Raw genomic sequence first — 22,086 nt, 5'->3', positions numbered from 1 at the left:
GGCTCTCTTGTCATGAATGTGGATGGGTTGCCGTGTGATACGGGAGGGTGAGGGTGACGGGTCCGCAGGCGAGCAGGATCAACGCGAGAGCATTCTCGGCGGTGTGGAATCCGTAGGCCCGGCGGATAATCAGCCTCACCTTGTTATTCAGTCCCTCATGGCGTCCGTTCGCGAGGCCTCGTTCGACCGCGGCGGTGATGCCGTCGAGGTGCTTTCGGATGGTGCGTCCGAGTTTGACGAACTGCGGGATCCGGCAGCGCTGCGCCCAGGCACACCATCGGGCGAGCATCTCGAGCACCACCTCGTCGTCGAGATCGCCGGCGAAGACCGCGCGCAACGCCTCCTTGAGTTCGTAGGCCCGGACCAGTGCGCCGCCCTGCCGTTTGAGCGCTTTCAGTGTCGAAGCCTGCTTGGCGGACAGGCTTTCGGGATTCTTCAAAAGCGCCCACCGCGCACCTCGATAGGTCTTGGCGATCTGCTTGTCCGAGAGACTGCGGGCGTGCTGCCACACCTGGCGACGCACGTCGTCGAGGGCGTCGGTGGCGAGTTTGACGACATGGAACGGGTCGAAACAGATCGTCGCCTGCGGGGCATGCTCACGCACCGCCTTGACGTAGGCCGGTCCGAGGTCCATCGACACCGCCTCGATCCGCTCCGCGGCCCCCGCGGGCAGGGTGTCGGTGAAGAAGGTGCCGAGCGCGGCGGCGTGCTTGCCCTCGGTGCCCCAAACGATCTTGCCGGTCTCGTGGTCGGACACCAGCGTCAGATACTTGTGGTGGCGGCGCCACGAAATCTCGTCCACCCCGATCTCGACCAGATTCGTGAATCGGTCGGGGTCGAGTTTGTCGGCGACGACCCGGCCGCAGATCGCGCCGACGGTGCGCCAGGTGACCCGGCAGAACACCGACACGGTGGACTTGTCGGTCTTGGTGGCCAGCCACACCGCCAGGTCCTCGAAGTCGCGAGTGAACCCGGATCCGGGTCGGGCGAAGTCCACCGCCTCGACCAGCACCCCGTGCTCGGGGCATCGCAGTCGCCGGCGGCGCATCGTGAGCACACAGACGCGTCCACCCAGGTCGAGGTGCCGCCACGATGAGTCCACCTCGCGGGTGTCGTAGCGATGAAGGGTTGAATAGTCGCAGTGCGGGCACCGCATCCGGCGGCGGTGGGGGCGCACCGCCACCCGCACCCGATCGTCGGCGATCTCGACGTCGCGGACGGTGGCCTGCGGTAGGCACAGCAGCCTGTTGAGTAGGGTTGAAGCGCGCACGGGTCATCTCCGATGGTGACGGATGTGTAGGAGCTTTCGACCCTACGGGCGGCCCGTGCGCCCACCCCCACACCACCTGCCCTTATCACATGCAGGGCCATCCACATTCATGGCAGAAGAGCCCAAAGTGTGCTGGCGCACGCTTTGCCACTCACCTGGGATCAGCGGGACAGTCGGCGCTGCCTCGCGTTGGCGGCGCCGACGAGCGCGCGCAGTGCCTGCGGTGCCCGCTTCGCGGTGCGCAGGATGGCCTGGTCGATGACGCTCAGCCGTGGTGCGCGCCGCGGCACCATCCGGGGTGTGTCCGCGTCGGAGAGCGCGTAGAGGATCCATCGACCCGGGACACCCTTGAGTTCGTGTTCACCGACTTCGGTGAACCGGAGACCCGACCCCACCACGAGGTCGCGCACGGTACGTGACACCAGCACTTCCCCGGCGCGGGCCGTCGCTCCGATGCGCGCTCCGATGTGGACGGTCATCCCGCTGACGTCGGGCCCGTTCCGCTCCACCTGCCCGGTGTGTACGCCGGCCCGCACGTCGAGGCCGAGGGCGCACGCGTCGTCGACGACGCTCCGCGCACACCGGATCGCCGAGGTGGGGCCGTCGAAGATGCTGAACGTGCCGTCGCCCGCGACGTTGAGGAGGCGTCCGCGCGCCCTCTCCACCCCGTCGCGCACCTGCCGTTCGTGGGCGGCGCGGAGTTCCCGGTAGGCGCCGTCGCCGATCCTGGCGAGCATCTCCGTCGACCCGACGACGTCGGTGAACAACACGGACGCAACGAACTGCCCGGCGTCCGGTGTCGGGTGACCACCGGTGGCGAGTTGCTCGACGTCGTCGATGATCGGCTTCCACGCCTCACCGAGCGACGCGCCGGTCGGCGCGGGCGGCAGCAGATGGAAAGTGCTCTGTGGGATGTGATCGGCGACGTACCGTGCGGCGGCCGCGGGAACGGGACTGCCCGAGACGATGACGATCCGGGCCGGGCACTGGATCGACGGCAGTATGTCGGAGTAGTCGAGGCGGAAGATCCACTCCAGGTGGGCGCGCGCGACGGCCGGTGTCGCCGAACTTCGCTCGAGCATCGACATCAGCCGTCGGTTGAACGGGGAATCCTCGCCGGGATCCCACAACGGCACGGTCGCGCCCGACCCCCACACCTCCGTGGCCGCCCGCCATCCCTCGACGAAGTGGTCCCGTTCGGCGGTCGACCATCCCTCCGGATCGTGGTCGCCGCCGATCAGGCGTTCGGCGAACGGCTGGATCAGCAGCACTCCGGTGACTCGTTCCGGTGACCGCGCCGCCACGAGCGCGACGGCGCCGCTCGCGCTGGCCACGCCCACCAGCAGTGCCTCGCGCATCCCGATCTCGTCCATGACCGCGACGATGTCGTCGGCCTGCTCCTCGAGCGTCGGCAGGTGGTCGACCGGGTCGGACAGGCCCAGCCCCCGCTGCTGGAAGTAAGCGGTGCGGGCGAACGTGCTGCCCCGTTCCATCAGGTAGTGGATCTGCGGGTCGGTCCACATCAGGTCGAGGTGCATGTTGATCTCGAAGAGCCACACCACGTCCAGCGAACCGCCGCCCACCACCTGATACGCCAGCGCGTGCCCGTCCCGCTGGATGTACTGGACGACCGGTGGGTCCATTTCCCCAGCGTAAACGGATGTGAGTGGCAAAGTGTGCGTCCGCACACATTGCCACGCACCTGGGGATGGTGCCCAGCTCGCGGGCCCGCGCGATTGCGGAGGTCCGGGACTTGACGCCGAGTTTGCCGAAGATGTGGACGAGATGGGACTTCACGGTGGTCTCGGAGAGGAAGAGTTCCTTACCGATCTCCCGATTGGATCGCCCGGCAGCCACCAACGTCAGCACCTGGATCTCCCGGGGGCTGAGGCTGGTGGCCGGTCGGCGTACGCGCGTCATCAGTTTCGACGCCACGGCCGGGGAGAGGACGCTGTCGCCGGCCGACGCCGCGCGGACGGCGGCGAGGAGTTCGGGCGGGGGAGTGTCCTTCAGGAGATACCCGGCGGCGCCGGCCGCGACCGCGTCGAGGATGTCGGCGTCCGTGTCGTAGTTGGTGACGACCAGCACGTGCGGTGGGTTCGGCAGGGACCGCAGGTTCCGGGTGGCGTCCACACCCGAGGTGCCGGCACCGAACCGGAGGTCCATGAGCACCAGGTCGACCGGAGTCGTCGCGCACAACGCCACGGCGGCGTCGGCGGTGGCAGCCTCGCCGACCACCTCGATGTCGTGCTCGTGCTCGAGGAGGGCGCGCAGGCCCGCACGAACGATCGCGTGGTCGTCGGCGAGCAGCAGTCGGATCATGTGCCGACCTCGAGCGGGAACGACACCGCGACCGCGGTCAGTCCTGGTTCCGACTCCACCGACATCGACCCGTCGAGCAGCTCGACGCGTCGGCGAATCGAATTCAGCCCGAACGCTTTCGACGGTTCACGGTCGAGGAGTTCGACATCGAAGCCGACGCCGTCGTCGACGACGTCCAACCGGACCGCGTCCTCGTAGTAGGTGAGCGTGACCGCCATCCGGGATGCGTGTGCGTGCCGGACCACGTTGGACACCGCGCCCTGCGCAATCCGCACCAACGCCGCCTCGACGGGCATCGGCAATCGCACCGGCTCCCCCTCGACCACGGCAATGGTGTCGAACGTGTCGCTCCTCGCCTGCGTGCAGATCCGCGCGAGCGCGTCCAACAGTGACTGCCCGTCGAGGACGGCGGGTGTGAGATCGCCGATGAGCTGACGGGTTTCGGCGAGGCTGTCGGCGGCCGTCTCCCGCGCCAACCGGATGCGGTCCCGGGCGGGGTGGTCGGGGGCGGCGCGTTCGACGGCGTGGAGCAGCATCTGAACACTCGACAGATCCTGCGCGACGGTGTCGTGGATCTCGCGTGCGAGCCGCTCACGTTCGGCCAGGGAGCCGGCGGCACGTTCCTGCTCGGCGAGTTCGGCTCGGGTTCGGGTCAATTCGTCGATGAGGCGATCGCGTTCGACAGCCTCCCGGTACAACGCCCGGTAGCCGAGGCCGATCGCCACCGCGACGCACGCACCGATCACCGGGCCGACGACACCCGCGACGCTCCAGCCGCGGTGCATTCCGGTGCCCACGACGGCCACGACGGTCGCGGCTGCGACCGCCAGGACTCCCCAGCGTCGCGGCAGCAGATGCAGGTACAGGAAGAACAGCCCGAACGCGAGATAGGCGGCGTCGGGGGCGAGGACCATCAGCGCCACCCACAGAGCCGTCAGCGCTGCGAGCCACCACGTCCCGCGCAGGCGACGCGTCGCTCCCGCCGCGTACACCGCGAGAAACGCCACCGACAGCACCACGATCGCCGGTGCCTGTGGTGCGTCCGGAAGGACGGCGCGCAAGATCACGACTGCGGTGAGCGCCGCGATCAGCGCATGCAGTCCCAGTTGGAGTCCCGCGAACACGGGCGTGAGAGGGGAGCGGTGCACCCCGCCCAGCTTATCGACGCGACCGCACCCGGCATCCATCGAAAGTCGGAACGCGCACCCGACCTTCGACCACCGAGAATTCCACCGCACGTGCGATGGAACCGTGTCGTGTCCGGGGCACGGTGAGTTCGGAGGCCGTGAGGGCCGCCCCGGCCCGCATCGACTGCGGCGACGGTCGTGATCTGGAGAGGACCACCTGTGTTCGTCGCATCGAGAGACCTGCGTGCCGCGCGTGGTCGCTTCGCGCTGATATCCGTCGTCGTGGTGCTGATAGCGCTGCTCGTCACGTTTCTCAGCGGCCTCACGGCCGGACTGCGTCATCAGAACGTGTCCGTCGTGGAACGCATCGACGCGGAGTCGGTGGTCTTCGCCGCCTCCGACGACGGTCCGTCGTTCGACGAGTCCGTGCTGACGTCCGAGCAGGTGGCCGTCTGGCGGCGGAGCGCCGACTCGGTGCAGCCGATCGGCGTCGGACGAGGCTCGGCGTCGGCAGTAGGAGGTCCGGCGAAGGGGGTGGCACTGGTCGGCGCGGACGGCGGTGTGGGCGACCGTGCACCGTCCGCGCCGGGGACCGTGATCCTCGGGGCCGGCGCGGCGCGATCCCTCGGCGTCGGCGCCGGCGACCGTCTCACCGTCGGCGACGTCACCTTCGCGGTGACCGCAGTCCGCGGCGACGACTGGTACGGCCACAGCCCGGCCGTGTGGATGACGCTCGCCGACTGGCAGCACGCGAACCCGCGTGGGGGTGCGGCGACGGTGCTCGCGGTGGCCGGCGGGGACGACGCCACGAACGCCGTCGCGGGGACGACCTCCCGAAGTGTGGCCGACTCGTTCTCCGCCATCGGCTCCTATACCTCCGAGAACGGGTCGCTGACGTTGATGACGGTGATGCTGTTCGCGATCTCCGCGCTGGTGATCGGCGCGTTCTTCACGGTCTGGACCCTCCAGCGGACCCCCGATGTCGCGACGTTGAAGGCGCTCGGCGCGTCCACCGGGTCGCTCGTGCGGGACGCGCTCGGGCAGGCGCTCGTCGTCCTGCTCGCCGGAGTGGGTGTCGCTGTCGGGACGGCGGCGGTGGCCGGGTCGATGATCGGCGACGCGGTGCCGTTCGTGCTCGACAGCTCCACCACTGTCCTCCCCGCCACCGCCCTCGTCGGGCTGGGCCTCCTCGGCGCCGCGTTCGCGCTCCGCTTCCTGTTCACCACCGACCCCCTCACCGCCCTCGGGAGCACACGATGACCACACCCGCCCTCACCCTCGACGACGTCACCCTCACCTACCCCGACGGCGCGGGACGTGTCACCGCCCTCGACTCGGTATCGCTGGCCCTCGGCCGGGGTGAGATCGCCGCGATCACCGGTCCGTCCGGTTCCGGAAAGTCGACGCTCCTCGCGGTGGCGTCGACGCTGATCCGGCCCGACTCGGGCTCCGTCCGGCTGGGCGCCACCGAACTCACCGTGCTGAGCCGGCGGGAGGCGTCCACACTGCGCCGCGACCGGATCGGCATCGTGTTCCAGCAGTCCAACTTGGTGTCGTCGTTGACGGCCCTCGAACAACTGGAGGTGATGGCGCATCTCGGGCAGCGGATGTTCGTACCGCGGCGGGCCGGGCGCGCGAAGGCTCGCGACCTGCTCGACGCCGTCGGCCTCGCAGACCATGCAGGGAAGCGGCCCGCGCAGTTGTCGGGTGGGCAGCGGCAGCGGGTCAACCTGGCCCGGGCGCTGATGAACGATCCGTCGCTGCTGGTCGTCGACGAGCCGACCAGCGCGCTCGACCAGGAACGGGGCGCCGCGATCATGGATCTGATCCTCGGTGTGGTGCGAGAGCGCGAGGTCGCGACGCTGCTCGTGACACACGACCGCACGCATCTGTGCAGAATGGATGCAGTCCACCGCGTAGTCGACGGCTCTCTCACCCGTGAGCACTTGTTAACCGCGGAAGGTTAAGAAGTACGCACAGGTGTGAATAACATGTTTCTTCCAAAGTCAAGGGTTGACGTTTCTCATGTGCGTGAGATTACATCTTAGTGGTAAGCCTTTGAGGGCTTAAGTAAATGCCTCGACCCGACCCTGAGGATGCTCATGACGACGGTATCGCCCGCCATGGCTGCCACAGCTGAGATGATCAGCGCCCGACTCGAACGCCTGCCGATGAGCAGGTGGCACATCAAGGCCCGCGTCATCGTCGGCGCCGTCACGTTCTTCGACGGCTTCGACCAGCTGATGATCGCGTACTCCCTCCCCGTTCTCATCCCCAAGTGGGGTCTGACCCCCGGCGACATCGCCTGGGTGATCGCCATCGGCGGCATCGGCATGCTCGTCGGCGCCCTCGCCGGCGGCTGGTTCGCCGACCGCGTCGGCCGGCTCAACGTCATCATCTTCTCGCTCGCGCTCTACGCCGTGATGAGCCTCGGCATGGCGTTCACCGACAGCCTGATGCTCTTCCTCGTCTTCCGATTCGTGCAGGGTATCGGCCTCGGCGCCGAGGTCCCGGTCGCAGCGAGTTACATCGGCGAGATCACCAAAGCCCACAAGCGCGGACGATTCGTGCTGCTCTACGAGGTGATCTTCCCGATCGGGCTCGTGATGTCGGCGATCGTGTCGGCGTGGGTGGTCCCGAACTACGGCTACAAGATCCTGTTCGCGCTCGGCGCGCTGCCCGTCGTGCTCCTGCCGCTGCTGTGGAAGCTGCCCGAGTCGCCGCGCTGGCTCGCGTCCCGTGGCCGCCACGAGGATGCGCACAACGCCATGACCCGCATCGAGAACGAGATCACCGGCAAGTACGGCAAGACGCTCCCGGCCCCGCAGCCGCTGCCCGCCGTCGCCGTCGACACCCGCCGCGGAACGTTCGCGGAGGCCTTCCGGGGCATCTACCTGCGTCGAACCCTCATGCTCGCGGCAATCTGGGGCTGCGCCTACTTCGTCAACTACGGCATCGCGTCCTGGCTGCCGACGCTGTACCGATCCGCATTCGACGTCAGCGTCGACACCGCCCTGCACTACAGCATCGTCACCAGCGTCGCCGGCCTGATCGGCTGCATCCTCGTCGCGTTCCTCATCGACAACCTCGGTCGCCGCATCTGCATCACCGCGTCGATGGTCCTGTGCTCATCGCTGCTGTTCCTGCTCGCCGCCTCCGGCGCCGACACCGCGACGAAGGTCCTGTTCTGGTCGGCCGGATCCGCGCTGTTCGTCTTCGCCGTCAACATGGCGCTCTACGTCTACACCGCGGAGCTGTACCCGACCCGGATGCGAGCCATCGGCTGCGCGATCGGCGGAGCGAGCGGACGCCTCGGCATCATCGTCGGCCCCCTCGCCGTCGGCGCCATCCTCGACGGGGGCGGCACACTCACCGTCGTCTTCGGAATGTTCGCCGCGGTCGCAATGATCGGTGCCCTCGTGGTCGGCTTCTTCGCCGTCGAAACCCGCGAAAAGACCCTCGAGGAGATCTCCCAGTGACCGTTCTCGACACCGCGCCACAGACACTGCCGTTCGTCCCGGTCGCCGACCGGATCCTCGTCGCCGGGCAGTGGCGGCAGGCGAACGGCCCCGCCTTCGCGGTCACGGACCCGTCGACCGGCGAAACCCTGCAGGTGATCCACCAGGCCACCGCCGACGACGCCGACGAGGCGGTCCGCAAGGGCCGCGCCGCCGCCGACGACCCGGCGTGGCGCGCGCTGCTCCCACACCAGCGGGCCAAGTACCTGCACCGCATCGCCGACGCCATCGAGGCGAACACGTCCCGGCTCGCGCTGCTGCAGAGCTACAACACCGGCAAGACGGTCGCCGAGACCACCGCACTCGTCGGCAGCGCGGCGGGCACGTTCCGCTACTTCGCCGCCGTCCTCGAAACCGCGGACGACGACCTCACCACCCCACGCGGCAACTTCCTCACGATGAGCGTTCTCGAGCCCATCGGCGTGGTCGGCGCCATCGCACCGTGGAACTCGCCGGTGGCCAGCGACGCGCAGAAGATCGCGCCCGCCCTGGCGGCAGGCAACGCCGTCGTCCTCAAGCCCGCCGAATGGACGCCGCTGGTGTCGCTGGAACTGGCGCGGCTCATCGACCAAACACAACTGCCTGCCGGACTGCTGTCGGTGCTGCCGGGCAAGGGCTCGGTGGTCGGCGACGCCATCGTCACCCACCCCGGTGTCGGGAAGGTGACGTTCACCGGCGGCACCAACACCGGACGGTCCATCGCGCACGCGGCAGCCGACAAGCTGATGCCCGTGTCGCTCGAACTCGGCGGCAAGTCGCCGACGATCGTGCTGGACGACGCCGACCTCGACGCCGCCGTGAACGGCGTCATGTACGGGATCTTCTCGTCCACCGGGCAGAGCTGCATCGCCGGATCCCGGTTGTTCGTCGACCGCCGCATCTACGACGAATTCCTCGAGAAGCTGGTGGCCAAGACGCAGCGACTGCGACTCGGGCCCGGCCGCGACCCCGACACCCAGGTCGGGCCGATGGTCCACCGCAAGCACCGCGACAGCGTCGCCGCATACATCGACCTCGCTCGTGAAGAGGGCGGACGAGTGTTGTGCGGCGGGGCGATCCCCGACGACGAGCGACTCCGCGACGGCGCGTACTACCTGCCGACGATCATCGACGGGCTCCCCAACAATTCACGCACGTGCCAGGAGGAGATCTTCGGACCCGTCCTCGTGGTCCTGCCGTTCGACGGCGACGCGGATCTGGTTGCACAGGCCAATGATTCGGTATTCGGTCTGGCGTCGGGAATCTGGACGGGCGACTACCGTCGCGCGTGGAAACTCGCCCGCCGCCTCCAGGCCGGCACCGTGTGGATCAACACCTACAAGCAGTTCAGCATCTCGACGCCGTTCGGCGGCGTCAAGGAGAGCGGACTCGGGGTGGAGAAGGGGCGCAGCGGTATCGCCGCCTACTCGCGGCAGAAGAGCATCTACTGGGGCCTCGACGAGGAACCCAATCCCTGGGCTGACTGAAGCTTGCTCGCCGAATGTCACACGGGTTCCGCCTGACTGAACCGCTGTCACATCGGCCCACGGGGAAGCTGAAGTAGTAGGTCGTCCGGAAAGAAATTCCCGTCAGCTCTGTACGACCTATTACTTTAGCGCTAAGATATTGAGACCTAAGCAACTGGAGGCATGCGATGAACCAACCCATAGCCCGGCTGCGGTGCCTGCGCTCCGTCGAACTGCGCACACAGGCCAGCATCGAATCCACCGACTTCTACTCGGAGGTGTGGGGACTGCGCGTGGTCGAGCAGGGCACGGACGGTGCCTGGCTGCGGGGAACCGGTGAGCACCACCACGCGCTGCAACTCACCCAGGCCGAGCGGAACGGCCTCGGCCGCATCACGTTCGCCGTCGCCACGCCGGCCGAGGTCGACGAGGCCGCCCGCCGACTCGAACTCCGCGGCGTCCCGATCGTCAGCGGCCCGGGGCCGGTCGACGACCTCGGCGGCGGCTACGGCGTCAGCCTGGTCGACCCCGAGGGCCGCGTCGTCGAACTGCTCGCCGACGCACTGGCGGTCCCGAAGCTCGGCCGCGAGGACGCCGTCCCGGTCGGCGTCACGCACGTCGTCCTCAACACCGTCGACATCGACGCCGCGGTGACGTTCTACTGCGAGGTCCTGGGCATGCGGGTCTCCGACTGGTCCGAGCACCAGATGGCGTTCCTGCGCTGCAACACCGACCATCACAGCATCGCGTTCAACCAGGCCGAGTGGACGTCGGTGAATCACGTCGCCTACGAGATGCCCACCGTCGACCACTTCATGCGCGGCATCGGCCGGTTGCGTCACCACGGCACCGTGCCGCTGTGGGGTCCGGGCAAGCACGGCCCCGGCGACAACACGTTCTCCTACTTCGCCGACCCGGCAGGGCTGGTGTGCGAGTACACGTCCGGCATCGCGCAGGTCGACGAGGACCGGTGGCTGTGCAAGGTCTGGCGCCGGGTTCCCGAACTCTCCGACCTGTGGGGCACCGCGGGCCCGCCGTCCAAGCAGGTCCGCGACCACATGGCCGGCATCCCCGACCCCGGTGCGTTCGAGCGGTTCGACCTCGGGCGGGCGTCGTGACGCACGTCGTCGAATCCGGTTCCGGCCCCGCGCTGCTCATGCTGCACGGGATCGGGGGCGGCGCAGACAGTTTCGCGCCGCAGTTCGACGAACTGTCGTCGTCGCTGCGACTGCTGGCCTGGGACGCTCCCGGTTACGGCCGCAGCGAGGACCCGGGCCGTCCGTTCGACCTCGACGACTACGCCGACGCCGCCGCCGACGTAATCCGCGACCGTTGCGGTGACGCGGGAGCGCACCTCCTGGGGATGTCGTGGGGCGGCGTGATCGCCACCCGGCTGGCGCTGCGCCACCCCGGGCTCGTGCGGAGTCTGCTGCTCGGCAGTTCCACCGTCGGCTCGGGAGCGGACGGCGACGCCGCCGGCCGGATGCGCGCCCGGGCCGCGACGCTCGAGCAGGAAGGCGCGGAAGCCTTTGCCGCCGAACGGGCCCCGCGGCTGCTGTCCGGGACCGCCGACGACCAAGTGACCGCGAAGGCCACGGCGATCATGGCGTCGTCGATCCGGCTGCCCGGCTACGGGTACGCCGCGGAGTCGATGGCGGCCACCGATCACACGGCCGATCTGCCGAAGATCGACATCCCCACACTCGTCCTCGGCGGAGACGAGGACAGAGTGACCGGGGTTCCGGCGAGTCAGGTTCTCGCAGGCGGAATTCCGGGTGCCGTGTTCGTCACCATCCGGGGTGCCGGACACCTCGCGAACCAGGAGCGGCCGGAGGCTTTCAACGCCTGGGTCGAATCCTTCATCCACATCACCGAACGCCTACGCAACCACCTCTAGAGAAGGAGCACGACATGACACTCGAATACGGCACCGCCGATCTGAAGGAATTCACCGACTCGCTGATCCTCACCCGTGGCTCCCGCCACGAGGACTGGGACACCCTGGGTTTCCAGGCCAAGGCCGGCGACCAGTTCAAGCGCGCGCAGATCCGCTACGTCGGCTCCGGCGCGACGGGTAACCACGAGAACGACAACCGCACCATCGTCTCGCGCGGATTCACGTTCTCCAACATGCTGCTTCCCCCCGGCGCCGAAGGCCCGGAGCACACCCACCACGACGCCGAGGAAGCCTTCTTCGTCCTCGAGGGCGAGGTGGAGGTCGGTGTTCACCGCGACGGCCAGGTGGAGAAGCGCACCCTCGGTTACCGCGACATGATCGTCGTCCCGGCCGGAGTTCCGCGCAGCCTGAAGAACAACGGCGACAAGGACGCTCTGTTCTGCGTCATCATCGGCGCGCAGAAGCCGCAGATCCCGACGTACCCCGAGACGTCGGCCATGCACGGCGTGACGCGGGACTGACCATGAGTCTCGACGGCCGCAGCATTCTCGTCACCGGGGCGGGGCGGGGCCTCGGACTCGCCCTGGCCCGCCGGCTCGGCGAGGACGGCGCCACCCTGTGGCTCGCCGACATCCGCGAGGACTGGGGCGAGGACGCAGCGGCAAGCCTGCGCGCCGACGGCGTCAAGGCACAGTTCGTCCGGGTCGATCTCCGCGACGCGGAGTCCGTCGACGCGATGGCGGCCACCGTCACCGCCGGTGGTCCGCTGTACGGCCTCGTCAACAACGCGGCCCTCGCGGACGGCGTGGGCGGCAAACCGATTCACGAACTCGACATCGACGAGTGGGACCGGGTGCTGGGCGTCAACCTGCGCGGCACGTTCCTCGTGAGCAGGGCGATCATTCCCTCCATCATCGGGAACGGGGGCGGACGAGTCGTCACCATCGGCTCCGACGCCGCCCTGTACGGTTCGCCGCGCCTCGCGCACTACATCGCCTCCAAGGGCGGGGTGGCCGCGCTGACCCGCGCCATGTCCCGTGACCTCGGCCCGCACGGCATCACCGTCAACACCGTCTCACCCGGTCTGACCGAAAGCGAATCGGCGCAGAAGGTTCCGGAGCACCGGCACGAGCTGTACCGCCTCAACCGCGCGCTCGAGCGGCCACAGCAGCCGTCGGACCTCGTCGGCGCCGTCGCGTTCCTGATGGGACCCGAGGCGTCCTACATCACCGGCCAGCAACTCGTCGTCAACGGCGGATTCGTCCTGCACTAGAGAAGGGGACCACGTCGTGGACCTGCAACTGAAAGACCGCACCCACCTGGTGACGGGCGGAAGCTCGGGAGTCGGGCTCGCCACCGTCGCGATGCTGCTCGAGGAGGGTGCCAACGTCGTCACCTGCGCGCGCGACCGCGACCGGCTCGACTCCGTGATCGCGCCGCTGCCCGGCAGTGACCGCGTCCTCACCGCGTCCTGCGACGTCCGCGACCCGGCCGCGGTCGCCGCGCTGGTCGACGCCGGTGTCGCCCGATTCGGCGGCCTCGACGGTCTGGTCAACAACGCAGGCAAGTCCCGCATGGTCCCGCGCGGCGAGGCGACCCTCGACGACTGGCGCGACGAACTCGACCTCAAGTTCTCCAGCGTCCTCAACACCGTCGAGGCCGCCCTGCCGGTACTGCGCAAGTCCGACGCCGCGTCCATCGTCAACATCTCGGCGGTGCTCGCACGTCAGCCCGAGCCGCGGCTGGTCACCACCAGCGCCGCCCGGGCCGGGCTGCTGAACCTCAGCAAGTCGCTGTCGCTCGAACTCGCCGCCGACGGCATCCGCGTCAACTCGGTGTCGCTCGGACTGGTCGACACCGGCCAGTGGCGGCGCCGCTACGAAGAGTCCGGCACCGACGCCACATTCGCCGAATGGGAGGCGGAGATCGCCCAGGACCGCGGCATCGGCCTCGGCCGGTTCGGCCGCGCCGACGAGGTGGCCGCCATGATCGTGACCCTGCTGTCTCCACGCTCGTCCTACGTGACGGGCACCAGCCTCGACGTCTGCGGAGGCGTCGCGCGCTATGTCTGAGAGGAACACCATGTCTGCACGAAATGACAAGCAGGTGGGTAATGGGGGCGACCTGCTCGTCCAGGTGCTGCGCGAGGCCGGTGTCGACACCGTCTTCGGTATCGTGAGCGTCCACAACCAGCCCCTGGTGCAGGCGGTGAGCAAGCACCTGCGGTTCGTGCCGGTCCGGCACGAGGCCACCGCGGTCAGCGCCGCCGACGGGTACGCCCGCGCCACCGGCGGCCTCGGTTGCGCTCTCACGAGCACCGGCACCGGTGCCGGCAACGCGGCCGGCTCGCTGATCGAATCGCTCAGTGCCGGAACGTCGGTGCTGCACGTGACGGGCAACGTCGAGAGCCGCTACCTCGGCTCGGGTCGCGGTTTCATCCACGAGACCAAGGATCAGCTGGGCATGCTGACGGCGACGTCGAAGCATGCCGCCACCATCCTCGACACCGACGGCGCCGGAAAGGTGTTGCGGGAAGGCGTCGCTGCCGCGCTCGCCGCGCCCGGAGGCCCGTCGAGCATCGAATGGCCCATCGACCTCCAGTACGCGGAACACGTCATCGACGTGGTCGAACCGGTGTCGGAGTCGCCGCGCACACCGGACGTCGACGAGTTGGCCGTCGCCTTCGCCCTGCTGCAGTCGGCGGAACGTCCGGTGATCTGGGCTGGCGGCGGTGTCGCCACGGCCGGCGTCGAGCTGACCGAACTGGTGGAGCAGTGGGGAGTCCCGTTGCTCACCAGCAACTCCGGGCGCGGCGCCGTGCCCGAGGACCATCCACTGTGCATCGGCAACTACGGCAACACCCCCGTGGGGCGCGAACTCCTCCAGGATGCCGACCTGCTGCTGTCGCTGGGTACCCACTTCCGGTCCAACGAGACCGGCGACTACTCCATGCCCGTTCCTGCCGTGCACGTGCAGGTCGATATCGACGCGGCCGCGATCGGACGCGTCTACCCGGCGGAGGCCGGGGTCACCGCTGACATCGCGACGTTCCTCCGGCAGCTGTCGGGCCTGACGCCCGTCGACGCCGCCTGGACCGAACGTGCCCGCACCACCCGCGAACTCGTCCGCAGCAAGCAGCGCGCCGGACTCGGCGATCACGCGGTGCTGTGCGACGCCGTGCGTGCCGCGTTCCCGCAGGATTCCGTGATCGCCCGCGACGTCACCATTGCGTCGAGTTCCTGGGGCAACCGGCTGCTGCCGATGTTCGACCCCAAGTCCAACGTCTTCCCCCGCGGCGGCGGCATCGGGCAGGGCCTGGGCATGGCTATCGGTTCGGCACTGGCCGACGAGACCCGACCCACCCTGGCCCTCGTCGGCGACGGCGGCCTGGCCGTCCACTTCGGCGAGATCCTGACCATGGCGCAGGAGAAGCCGTGGCTGGTGCTGCTCGTGTTCAACGACGGCGGTTACGGCGTGCTGCGCAACATGCAGAAGGGCGGCGGCGAAGACACCTACGCCGTCGACCTCGTCACCCCCGACTTCCCGTTGCTGGCACAGTCCATCGGTGTGCCGTACCTGCGGATCGGTGGCGCCGGCGAGGCCCACGAGGTGCTCGCCGACGCCGTGTCGAGGCAGGCGCCGGTGATCGTCGAGGTCGATCTCGCCGCCTACGGCGACATGCCTGCACCGTTCACGCCGCCCGTCACGGTCCCCGGAAAGGCTGCACAGTGACCACGGTCGCCGTCTGCGGCGGCGGCATCGGCGGACTCGCCACGGCGATCGCCCTCCGCAAGTTCGGTCTCGACGTCACGGTCTACGAGCAGACGAGGCAGTTCGCCCGCGTCGGCGCCGACATCAACCTCACCCCCAACGCGGTCCGGGCTCTCGACGGACTCGGCATCGGGCCGGCGATCCGCGAATCGGCCGCCCGGCCCCAGTTCCGGATCAGCCGCACGTGGGACACGGGAGCCGAAACGTCCCGGCTGCCGATGGGCGACAGCGCGGAACAGCAGTACGGCGCACCGCAGTTGACCATGCACCGGGGCGACCTCATGACCGCGCTCGAGAACCGGCTGCCGTCGGGTGTCGTCGAAATGGGTCGCCGGGTCAGCGGCGTGGCCGACGGCCGCATCGAGTTCACCGACGGCAGCAGTGGGGTTTCCGCAGACGTGATCGTCGGTGCCGACGGGATCCACTCCGCGGTCCGGACGTCGCTGCTGGGGCGGGAACAGCCGACGTTCACCGGGGTCGTGGCGTTCCGCGCCGTCGTCCCCACCGAACGCGTCGGCGACCTGCCGAACCTCGACTGCTTCACCAAGTGGTGGGGGCCGGATTCGTCGACGCAGATCGTGACGTTCCCGCTCAACCAGGGCAAGGACATCTTCGTCTTCGCCACCTGCGGTCAGGAGGAGTGGACCGAGGAATCGTGGACCACACCGGGATCCGTCACCGAACTGCGTGAGCTGTACCGCGACTTCCACCCCGAGGCACGAGCCCTCCTCGACGCCTGCGACGACGTCCTGAAATCGGCTCTCTACGTGCGCGACCCGCTGGCGTCGTGGACCGACGGGCGGTCCGTGCTCCTCGGCGACGCGGCACATCCGATGATGCCGTTCATGGCGCAGGGCGCCGGCATGGCCGTCGAAGACGCCGTCGTCCTGTCCCGCTGCCTCAGCCTGTTCGACGACCCCGCAGTCGCGCTGCAGACCTACCAGGAGACGCGACTGCAGCGGACGTCACGCATCCAGCGGGGCTCCCGGTCCAACGAATGGCTGAAGGTCGCGGGCAACGGCGACTGGGTCTACGAATACGACGCCTGGCAGGTGCCGCTGGAGTTGGCCGCCGCCCGAACGGACGCCTGAATGGAACCCGCCGGCGGACAAGCTCTGTCGAGGCGGCGGGCGCTGGCCCTGCTGGGGTCCGCCGCCACTGCTATCGCCGCGACGAGCTGCGCGTCCCACACCGCGGACGCGCAGCCGAGTGGCGCGACGCCACCGGACGCCTACGAGTTGTCCGGTGACGTCGACGGTTACGCGACGACGCTGATTCTGCTCGGCACGGCGGCCGGTCCCATCGCCGTGCCGGGGCGGAGCGGCACGTCCAGTGTGCTCGTCGTCGGCGACAGACCGTATCTGATCGACGCGGGTCCCTGGTCGAGCCGAAAGCTGATCCAGGCTGGTATCGCCGCGGATTCGCTCGGTGGCGTCTTCGTCACGCACATGCACAGCGATCACATCGCCGACCTGTTCAACGTCTTCTGGCTGCCCGGCGGGACACCGTCCTACACGTTCCGCAACGTGGTGCCGGTGTACGGCCCCGGCTCGGCGGGCAGACTGTCGGCACCGCGCGGCGGCCAGAGTATTCCGATCCAGAGTCCGGCGTCGCCGACACCCGGACTCACCGATCTGTTCGCGGGTGTACTCGACGCATTCGCCTACGACATCAACATTCGCAACGTCGAAAAGGGCGCCCAGTCCGACTACGGACAGCGGTTGTCGCTGCACGACGTACTGCCACCGGAGTCGGCGGGTGCGTCCGCCGACAACACGGCGCCGGAGATGGAACCGTTCCCGGTGTTCGAAGACGACCGGGTCCGGGTCACCGCGACGCTGGTTCCGCACGGCCCCGTCTATCCCTCGCTGGCGTACCGGTTCGACACGGAGGACGGTGCGGTCACGTTCTCCGGCGACACCGCGAAATCGGCGAATGTCGTCCGGCTCGCCCGAGGATCCGACATCCTCGTCCACGAGGTGATCGACGTCGACTTCTACGCGCAGACTTCGGGTCCCGCACTGGTCGAGCACATGATTCAGGCGCACACCACCGCGCAGGACGTCGGGCGCGTCGCCACGGACGCGGATGTCCGTCAGGTGGTGCTCTCCCACATCGGGCCGGGCGACCCCCGGCAGGTCACCGACGACCAGTGGGAACGAGGCGTGAAGTCCACGTTCGCCGGCACCGTGACCGTCGGACACGATCTCGTCCGGATCGGCGTCGGGCAGCGGCGGTAGCGCCATCTCGGACCGGCAGGATCTTGCGCGCCGCCGCTGTCCCGAGAAGGCTTGTCCTCACGACACCGTGACGTGATCGGAGCCAGGGATGGACACCACGATTACCGAGATCGCTCCCGACATCTACCGGTTGTCCACGTATCTGGACGAGCCCAACCTGATCATGAACCAGTTCCTCGTCGACGGTGAGGAACCGCTGCTGTTCCACACCGGTCAGCGTGCGCTGTTCCCGTCCGTGTCCGCGGCGGTCGGCCGGCTGATTCCTCTCGACAGACTGCGGTGGATCACGTTCGGGCACGTGGAGGCCGACGAGTGCGGTGCGATGAACTCGTGGCTGGCGGCCGCGCCGAACGCCGAGGTCGCGCACGGGGCGATGGGTTGCTTCGTGCAGGTCAACGACCTCGCCGATCGCATGCCGCGTCCCCTGCAGTACGGCGACGTGATGGAGACGGGCACCAGGCGGGTCCGTCATCTCGACACCCCGCACGTTCCGCACGGGTGGGACGCCGGGCTGGTTTTCGAGGAGACGACGCAGACGCTGTTCTGCGGCGACCTGTTCACCGCGTTCGGGCATCATCCGCCTGCCACGGAGGAGGAGATCGTCGGCCCGGCCATCGCGGCGGAGGACATGGGGAACGCGACGTGCCTGTCACCGGCGCTCGGCCCCACGATCCGGGGACTCGCCGATCTGGAACCCCTGCTGCTGGCGCCGATGCATGCGCCGGTGTTCACCGGTGACTGCGTGCAGGCTCTGCACGACCTCGCACAGGCATACGAGGAGCGGCTCGCGGCCGAGACCGTGCGGTACCGCGAAACGGAGTAGCCCGGCCTGTACTCGACGAATTTCCCCTCAACTGTGGCGCACGATACATCTTAGTGCTAAATTATTGAGCACTAAGGAACTATGCCTTCGGTTGAGCCTGGGAGTGAGCGATGACAACAGACGCAGACACCGTCCCCATGATGGTGCGTCAGATGCGGGTCGAGTCCTCGGGCGTGGTGTCGCTTCGCCTCGAACGACAAGACGGCGGCGCGGTCGACCGGTGGACGCCGGGCGCCCACCTGGACCTGCACCTGAACCGCGGGACCATCCGTCAGTACTCCCTCTGCGGAGACCCCGACGACAAGACCGGGTACCGCGTCGCGATCCTCCACGAGGTGACCGGCCGAGGCGGTTCCCGGCACGTCCACGAGACGCTGCGGCCCGGCGACAGCCTGTCGGTGAGCGCACCCCGCAACAATTTCGAACTCCTGCCCTCGCCGCGCTACGTGTTCATCGCCGGCGGCATCGGCATCACGCCGATCCTCACGATGATCGGTGAAGCCGAACGCATGGGCGCCGAATGGGAACTGCACTACGGCGGCCGTGCCCGCGCGTCGATGGCGTTCCTCGACGAACTGTCCGGATACGGCGACCGCGTGCACGTCGTCACCGAGGAGGCCGACGGCATCCTCGACCTCGCCGGCATCCTCGGCGCCGCCCGTGAGGAGACGCTCGTCTACGCCTGCGGCCCCGAGGGTCTGCTCGGCGCGGTCGAGGGGTACACCGATTCCTGGCCGGACGGCGCGATCCGGCTCGAGCGGTTCAAGGCGAAGGAGATCCCCGCCGACACCCTCGCCGGCGACCGTCCCGTCCGCGTGATCTGCGAACGATCCGGCATCTCGGCCACCGTCGCCCCCGACCGGACCATCCTCGACACCCTCGAGGAATCCGGCGTCGACGTCCCCAACTCCTGCCGCGAAGGCATCTGCGGGACGTGCGAAACCCGCGTCCTCGCCGGCACCCCCGACCACCGCGACTCCCTGCTCTCCAGCTCCGAGCAGGAGTCCGGCACCACCATCATGATCTGCGTTTCCCGCGCCCGCTCCGACGAGCTCGTGCTGGATCTCTAGAAGGGAAGAACCATGAGCCTGTATCTGCAACCACGCCAGTCCGGCACGGCACCCACCCCGTACGAACGGAAGCTGGCCGGTGCGATCGAAGAGGTCTTCGGCACCGGTGTGCACCACCTCGAAGGCCTGGTGAAGGGTTTGAACGCCCTCGGCATCCACAGTCCCGGCGGCGACGCCTGGACCACCGACACTTTCACGGACGAGATCCGACGGATGGGGGCCTGACATGGTGAACCGACTGCACAAGGCGGCACTGACCGGCGACGAGATCTTCGCGACCGGGATGCGTGACCAGTGGCACGCGGTGTGCCCGTCCGACTTCGTCGCGCGCGGCGACATGAAGAAGGTGCGGCGCCTCGGCGAGGACTGGCTGCTGTTCCGTCAGTCCGACGGCACCCTCCGCATGCTCGCCGACCGCTGCCCGCACCGCGGCGCCCCGCTGTCGCAGGGTCAGCACCTCGGCGATCGCGTCGCCTGCCAGTACCACGGCGTGCAGGTCGACGGCGGCGGCACCGTCGTCTCCGTCCCCGGAATGCCCGGCTGCAACCTCGAGGGCAAGCGGCTGGTTACCAGCCTCCCCGTGCGGGAGGTGGCCGGCGCCGTGCTCGCCTGGTTCGGCACCGACCCCGACGCCGAGCCCGCGCCCCTCGAACTCCCCGAGCGACTCACCGACGACGGCATCTCGAACTTCCTCTGCTACGCGGAGTGGAAGGCGCCGTGGCGGTTCACGCTGGAGAACCTGCTCGACCCGATGCACGGAGCGTTCCTGCACCGCGAATCGCATTCGATGTTCGGCGGCGAGACGTCCGCGAAGTTCCGGATCCGCGAAACCGATCGCGGGTTCTTCTTCGAGAAGACCGACCAGCGGGGCGTGAACTTCGACTGGGTCGAATTCTGCCGGACCGGCATCGACTGGGTGGACCTCGAGATTCCCTACCCGCCGACCGCGGGCCCGGGTGGCTCGTTCGGCATCGTCGGCATGGGAACGCCGATCGACGCCGAGACCACCGCGGTGTTCTTCTGGCGGTACCGCCGCGTCGAGGGCTGGGAACGCGACGTCTGGCGGTTCCTGTACCGCACCAAGCTCGAGGAGCGGCACTGGGTGGTGCTCGAGCAGGACCGCGCCATGCTCGAGGCGATGGCATTCGACGCGGACCAGGCAGAGAACCTGTACCAGCACGACCTCGGCGTCATCCGGCTCCGCCGGCTCTACCGGGCTCAGGCCGAAGCCCAGGCGAAGGCACTTCAGGAGGCGTAGGGTCGCCCGGGTTGACGTGAATGAAATGTCAACTAAGAATGTGTGACGGCCGACACGTCGGGCGCCGGCCGGGGTACGAGGAGGCGCGAGCGGTGCTTACGAACGGTGACGATCGAGGTCGGCTCGCGTTGGTCGAGGCGGCGGGGCGGTGCTTCGCCGAGCTCGGATACGAGCGCACCACCGAGGCGGTCATCGCCGCTGCCGCCGGAGTGTCGCAGGCCGAATTCTCCGCCCGGTTCGCATCCCGGGACGACGCGTTCCGTGCCGTCGCCGCCGCGGTGTTCGACACGTTCGTCGAGGCTCAGCGCATCCCGGTCCCGCCGGACGCGGACCCGCGCACCGTCCTGCGCGCGGCCACCGCGGCGTTCATCGAGACCGTCTACAGCAGCGGCCGCCTGTTCACGATGATCGAGGACCGCGCCGCCGTCGACCCGGTGATCGGGGAACAGCTCGAGGCGGCCCACAACCGGATCCTCGGCCGGTACATCCGGTTCATCGAACGGCTCAACCAGGCCGGGATCGCGACGCCGTGCGCCGAACCCGCCCAGCTCGCCCGCAAGCTGTCCGAGGCGCAGTGGACGGGTGCGGCGCGCCTGATCGGTGCATCGCAGGACGAGCAGCGACGTTTCATCGTGGAGATGACGGCGGCGTCCGAACGGTTCATCGGATTCGGTGAGGTTGCCGACCTGACCGCCCGCGCGGCCAGCTGAGTCCTCCGCTCAGGCGTTGGGGGCCTGGTTCTCGACGATCGAGTGCTCGAGCTTGCGGAGCAATTCGGCCAACGCCGCCTGATCGTCCTGCGACATCCCGCTGAGGATCTGCGACTCGTTGGCGAAGTGGGCCTCCGCGACCTTCTCGATCACCCGCAAGCCCTCGTCGGTGAGTTGCGCGTGCACGATGCGGCGGTCCTCGGCGTCACGCTCCCGCTGCACCAGTCCCGCCTTCTCCAGGCGGTCGACGCGCAGTGTGACTCCGCCGGTGGTGACGAGGGCGGATTCCGCCAGCTGTCCGGACGTCATCCGGTACGGCGGACCTGAACGTCGGAGGGCGGCCAGAACGTCGAACGACGCCATGTTGATGCCGTGCTCCTCGAACACGGCGGCAAGGGACGTCTGGTACCGCAGATACGAACGGTGCAGGCGGCCCAGCACTTTCAGCGGACTCACATCCAGGTCGGGCCACTGGTGGGCCCACTGGTCGACGATGTCGTCGACGGCATCGCGATCTGGAACGGGGCGTTGCGTCACCGGGCGCACCTCCTGGATCCTCGAGGGTCTCATCTGTTTAGTACCAAGATATCGAACGAGCATAGGTGACGGCGACGCGCCGCGGGTCCCCGTCGATT

The 22,086-nt window shown here is 68.6% G+C and carries 21 protein-coding genes and 1 pseudogene; 17 read left to right on the top strand and 5 right to left on the bottom strand.

Going from position 1 to position 22,086, the window contains the following annotated elements:
* Positions 1 to 10: 10 nt before the first annotated feature.
* From ACNJ7E_RS33665 to ACNJ7E_RS33650, 4 genes and pseudogenes are all read right to left on the bottom strand, one after another.
* Complete coding sequence (locus tag ACNJ7E_RS33665) at positions 11 to 1,270, bottom strand: ISL3 family transposase (protein ID WP_418339027.1); 1,260 nt, start codon at positions 1,268 to 1,270, stop codon at positions 11 to 13.
* A 161-nt stretch (positions 1,271 to 1,431) separates the two neighbouring features.
* Positions 1,432 to 2,913, bottom strand: a complete 1,482-nt coding sequence (locus ACNJ7E_RS33660) for an adenylate/guanylate cyclase domain-containing protein (RefSeq protein WP_418341940.1) — start codon at positions 2,911 to 2,913, stop codon at positions 1,432 to 1,434.
* A gap of 64 nt (positions 2,914 to 2,977) precedes the next feature.
* Positions 2,978 to 3,592 (bottom strand): annotated as a pseudogene (locus ACNJ7E_RS33655) (response regulator); the annotation flags it as partial.
* The gene (locus tag ACNJ7E_RS33650) at positions 3,589 to 4,740 is read right to left on the bottom strand and encodes a sensor histidine kinase (RefSeq protein WP_418341939.1); all 1,152 of its coding nucleotides are present in this window, start codon (positions 4,738 to 4,740) and stop codon (positions 3,589 to 3,591) included. The gene ACNJ7E_RS33650 and the pseudogene ACNJ7E_RS33655, both read right to left, overlap by 4 nt.
* 198 nt (positions 4,741 to 4,938) lie before the next feature.
* Between ACNJ7E_RS33650 and ACNJ7E_RS33645 the strand changes: the two genes are divergently transcribed.
* The 17 genes from ACNJ7E_RS33645 (at position 4,939) to ACNJ7E_RS33565 (ending at position 21,451) form a co-directional block, all read left to right on the top strand.
* A complete protein-coding gene (locus ACNJ7E_RS33645) occupies positions 4,939 to 5,979 on the top strand; it encodes an ABC transporter permease (RefSeq protein WP_418341938.1) in 1,041 nt (346 codons plus the stop codon).
* Positions 5,976 to 6,686, top strand: coding sequence for an ABC transporter ATP-binding protein (locus tag ACNJ7E_RS33640; protein ID WP_418341937.1), 711 nt, complete (start codon positions 5,976 to 5,978; stop codon positions 6,684 to 6,686). Before ACNJ7E_RS33645 ends, ACNJ7E_RS33640 begins: the two co-directional genes overlap by 4 nt.
* 129 nt (positions 6,687 to 6,815) lie before the next feature.
* Positions 6,816 to 8,198: an MFS transporter gene (locus tag ACNJ7E_RS33635; protein WP_317569642.1), complete on the top strand. Its 1,383-nt coding sequence runs from the start codon at positions 6,816 to 6,818 to the stop codon at positions 8,196 to 8,198.
* A complete protein-coding gene (locus ACNJ7E_RS33630) occupies positions 8,195 to 9,703 on the top strand; it encodes an aldehyde dehydrogenase (RefSeq protein ID WP_418341936.1) in 1,509 nt (502 codons plus the stop codon). The genes ACNJ7E_RS33635 and ACNJ7E_RS33630 overlap by 4 nt, the downstream gene beginning before the upstream one ends.
* Positions 9,704 to 9,870: 167 nt before the next feature.
* A complete protein-coding gene (locus ACNJ7E_RS33625) occupies positions 9,871 to 10,800 on the top strand; it encodes a VOC family protein (protein WP_280781940.1) in 930 nt (309 codons plus the stop codon).
* A complete protein-coding gene (locus ACNJ7E_RS33620; RefSeq protein ID WP_280781939.1) occupies positions 10,797 to 11,579 on the top strand; it encodes an alpha/beta fold hydrolase in 783 nt (260 codons plus the stop codon). The genes ACNJ7E_RS33625 and ACNJ7E_RS33620 overlap by 4 nt, the downstream gene beginning before the upstream one ends.
* 14 nt (positions 11,580 to 11,593) lie before the next feature.
* A complete protein-coding gene (locus tag ACNJ7E_RS33615) occupies positions 11,594 to 12,100 on the top strand; it encodes a cupin domain-containing protein (protein WP_005248926.1) in 507 nt (168 codons plus the stop codon).
* Between the two features lie 2 nt (positions 12,101 to 12,102).
* Positions 12,103 to 12,852, top strand: coding sequence for a 3-oxoacyl-ACP reductase family protein (locus ACNJ7E_RS33610; RefSeq protein WP_005573557.1), 750 nt, complete (start codon positions 12,103 to 12,105; stop codon positions 12,850 to 12,852).
* Between the two features lie 16 nt (positions 12,853 to 12,868).
* Positions 12,869 to 13,651 (top strand): SDR family oxidoreductase, encoded by a 783-nt coding sequence (locus ACNJ7E_RS33605; protein ID WP_009477067.1) that lies wholly within the window; start codon positions 12,869 to 12,871, stop codon positions 13,649 to 13,651.
* On the top strand, positions 13,644 to 15,311 hold the full coding sequence (locus ACNJ7E_RS33600; protein WP_418341935.1) for a thiamine pyrophosphate-binding protein: 1,668 nt from the start codon (positions 13,644 to 13,646) through the stop codon (positions 15,309 to 15,311). The genes ACNJ7E_RS33605 and ACNJ7E_RS33600 overlap by 8 nt, the downstream gene beginning before the upstream one ends.
* Positions 15,308 to 16,441, top strand: coding sequence for an FAD-dependent monooxygenase (locus ACNJ7E_RS33595; RefSeq protein WP_418341934.1), 1,134 nt, complete (start codon positions 15,308 to 15,310; stop codon positions 16,439 to 16,441). The genes ACNJ7E_RS33600 and ACNJ7E_RS33595 overlap by 4 nt, the downstream gene beginning before the upstream one ends.
* Positions 16,442 to 17,590 (top strand): MBL fold metallo-hydrolase, encoded by a 1,149-nt coding sequence (locus tag ACNJ7E_RS33590; RefSeq protein ID WP_280781935.1) that lies wholly within the window; start codon positions 16,442 to 16,444, stop codon positions 17,588 to 17,590.
* A gap of 88 nt (positions 17,591 to 17,678) precedes the next feature.
* Positions 17,679 to 18,413, top strand: coding sequence for an oxygen-binding di-iron domain-containing protein (locus ACNJ7E_RS33585; RefSeq protein WP_280781934.1), 735 nt, complete (start codon positions 17,679 to 17,681; stop codon positions 18,411 to 18,413).
* Positions 18,414 to 18,523: 110 nt separating this feature from the next.
* Complete coding sequence (locus ACNJ7E_RS33580) at positions 18,524 to 19,483, top strand: PDR/VanB family oxidoreductase (RefSeq protein WP_280781933.1); 960 nt, start codon at positions 18,524 to 18,526, stop codon at positions 19,481 to 19,483.
* Between the two features lie 12 nt (positions 19,484 to 19,495).
* Positions 19,496 to 19,708, top strand: a complete 213-nt coding sequence (locus tag ACNJ7E_RS33575) for a recombinase-like helix-turn-helix domain-containing protein (RefSeq protein WP_005248918.1) — start codon at positions 19,496 to 19,498, stop codon at positions 19,706 to 19,708.
* A 1-nt stretch (position 19,709) separates the two neighbouring features.
* Positions 19,710 to 20,741, top strand: a complete 1,032-nt coding sequence (locus ACNJ7E_RS33570) for an aromatic ring-hydroxylating oxygenase subunit alpha (protein ID WP_009477073.1) — start codon at positions 19,710 to 19,712, stop codon at positions 20,739 to 20,741.
* 20 nt (positions 20,742 to 20,761) lie between these two features.
* On the top strand, positions 20,762 to 21,451 hold the full coding sequence (locus ACNJ7E_RS33565; RefSeq protein ID WP_348539636.1) for a TetR/AcrR family transcriptional regulator: 690 nt from the start codon (positions 20,762 to 20,764) through the stop codon (positions 21,449 to 21,451).
* A 9-nt stretch (positions 21,452 to 21,460) separates the two neighbouring features.
* Here ACNJ7E_RS33565 and ACNJ7E_RS33560 read toward each other — a convergent pair whose 3' ends face one another.
* Entirely contained in the window at positions 21,461 to 22,021 is a 561-nt protein-coding gene (locus ACNJ7E_RS33560) for a MarR family winged helix-turn-helix transcriptional regulator (protein ID WP_418341933.1), read from the bottom strand.
* Positions 22,022 to 22,086: the final 65 nt, after the last annotated feature.

The organism is Rhodococcus mengyinensis, assembly GCF_048381435.1.
Taxonomy (GTDB): Bacteria; Actinomycetota; Actinomycetes; order Mycobacteriales; family Mycobacteriaceae; genus Rhodococcus_F; species Rhodococcus_F opacus_D.
The sequence above is the reverse complement of the archived record's forward strand: the minus strand, read 5'-3'. Positions and strand labels throughout refer to the sequence as shown.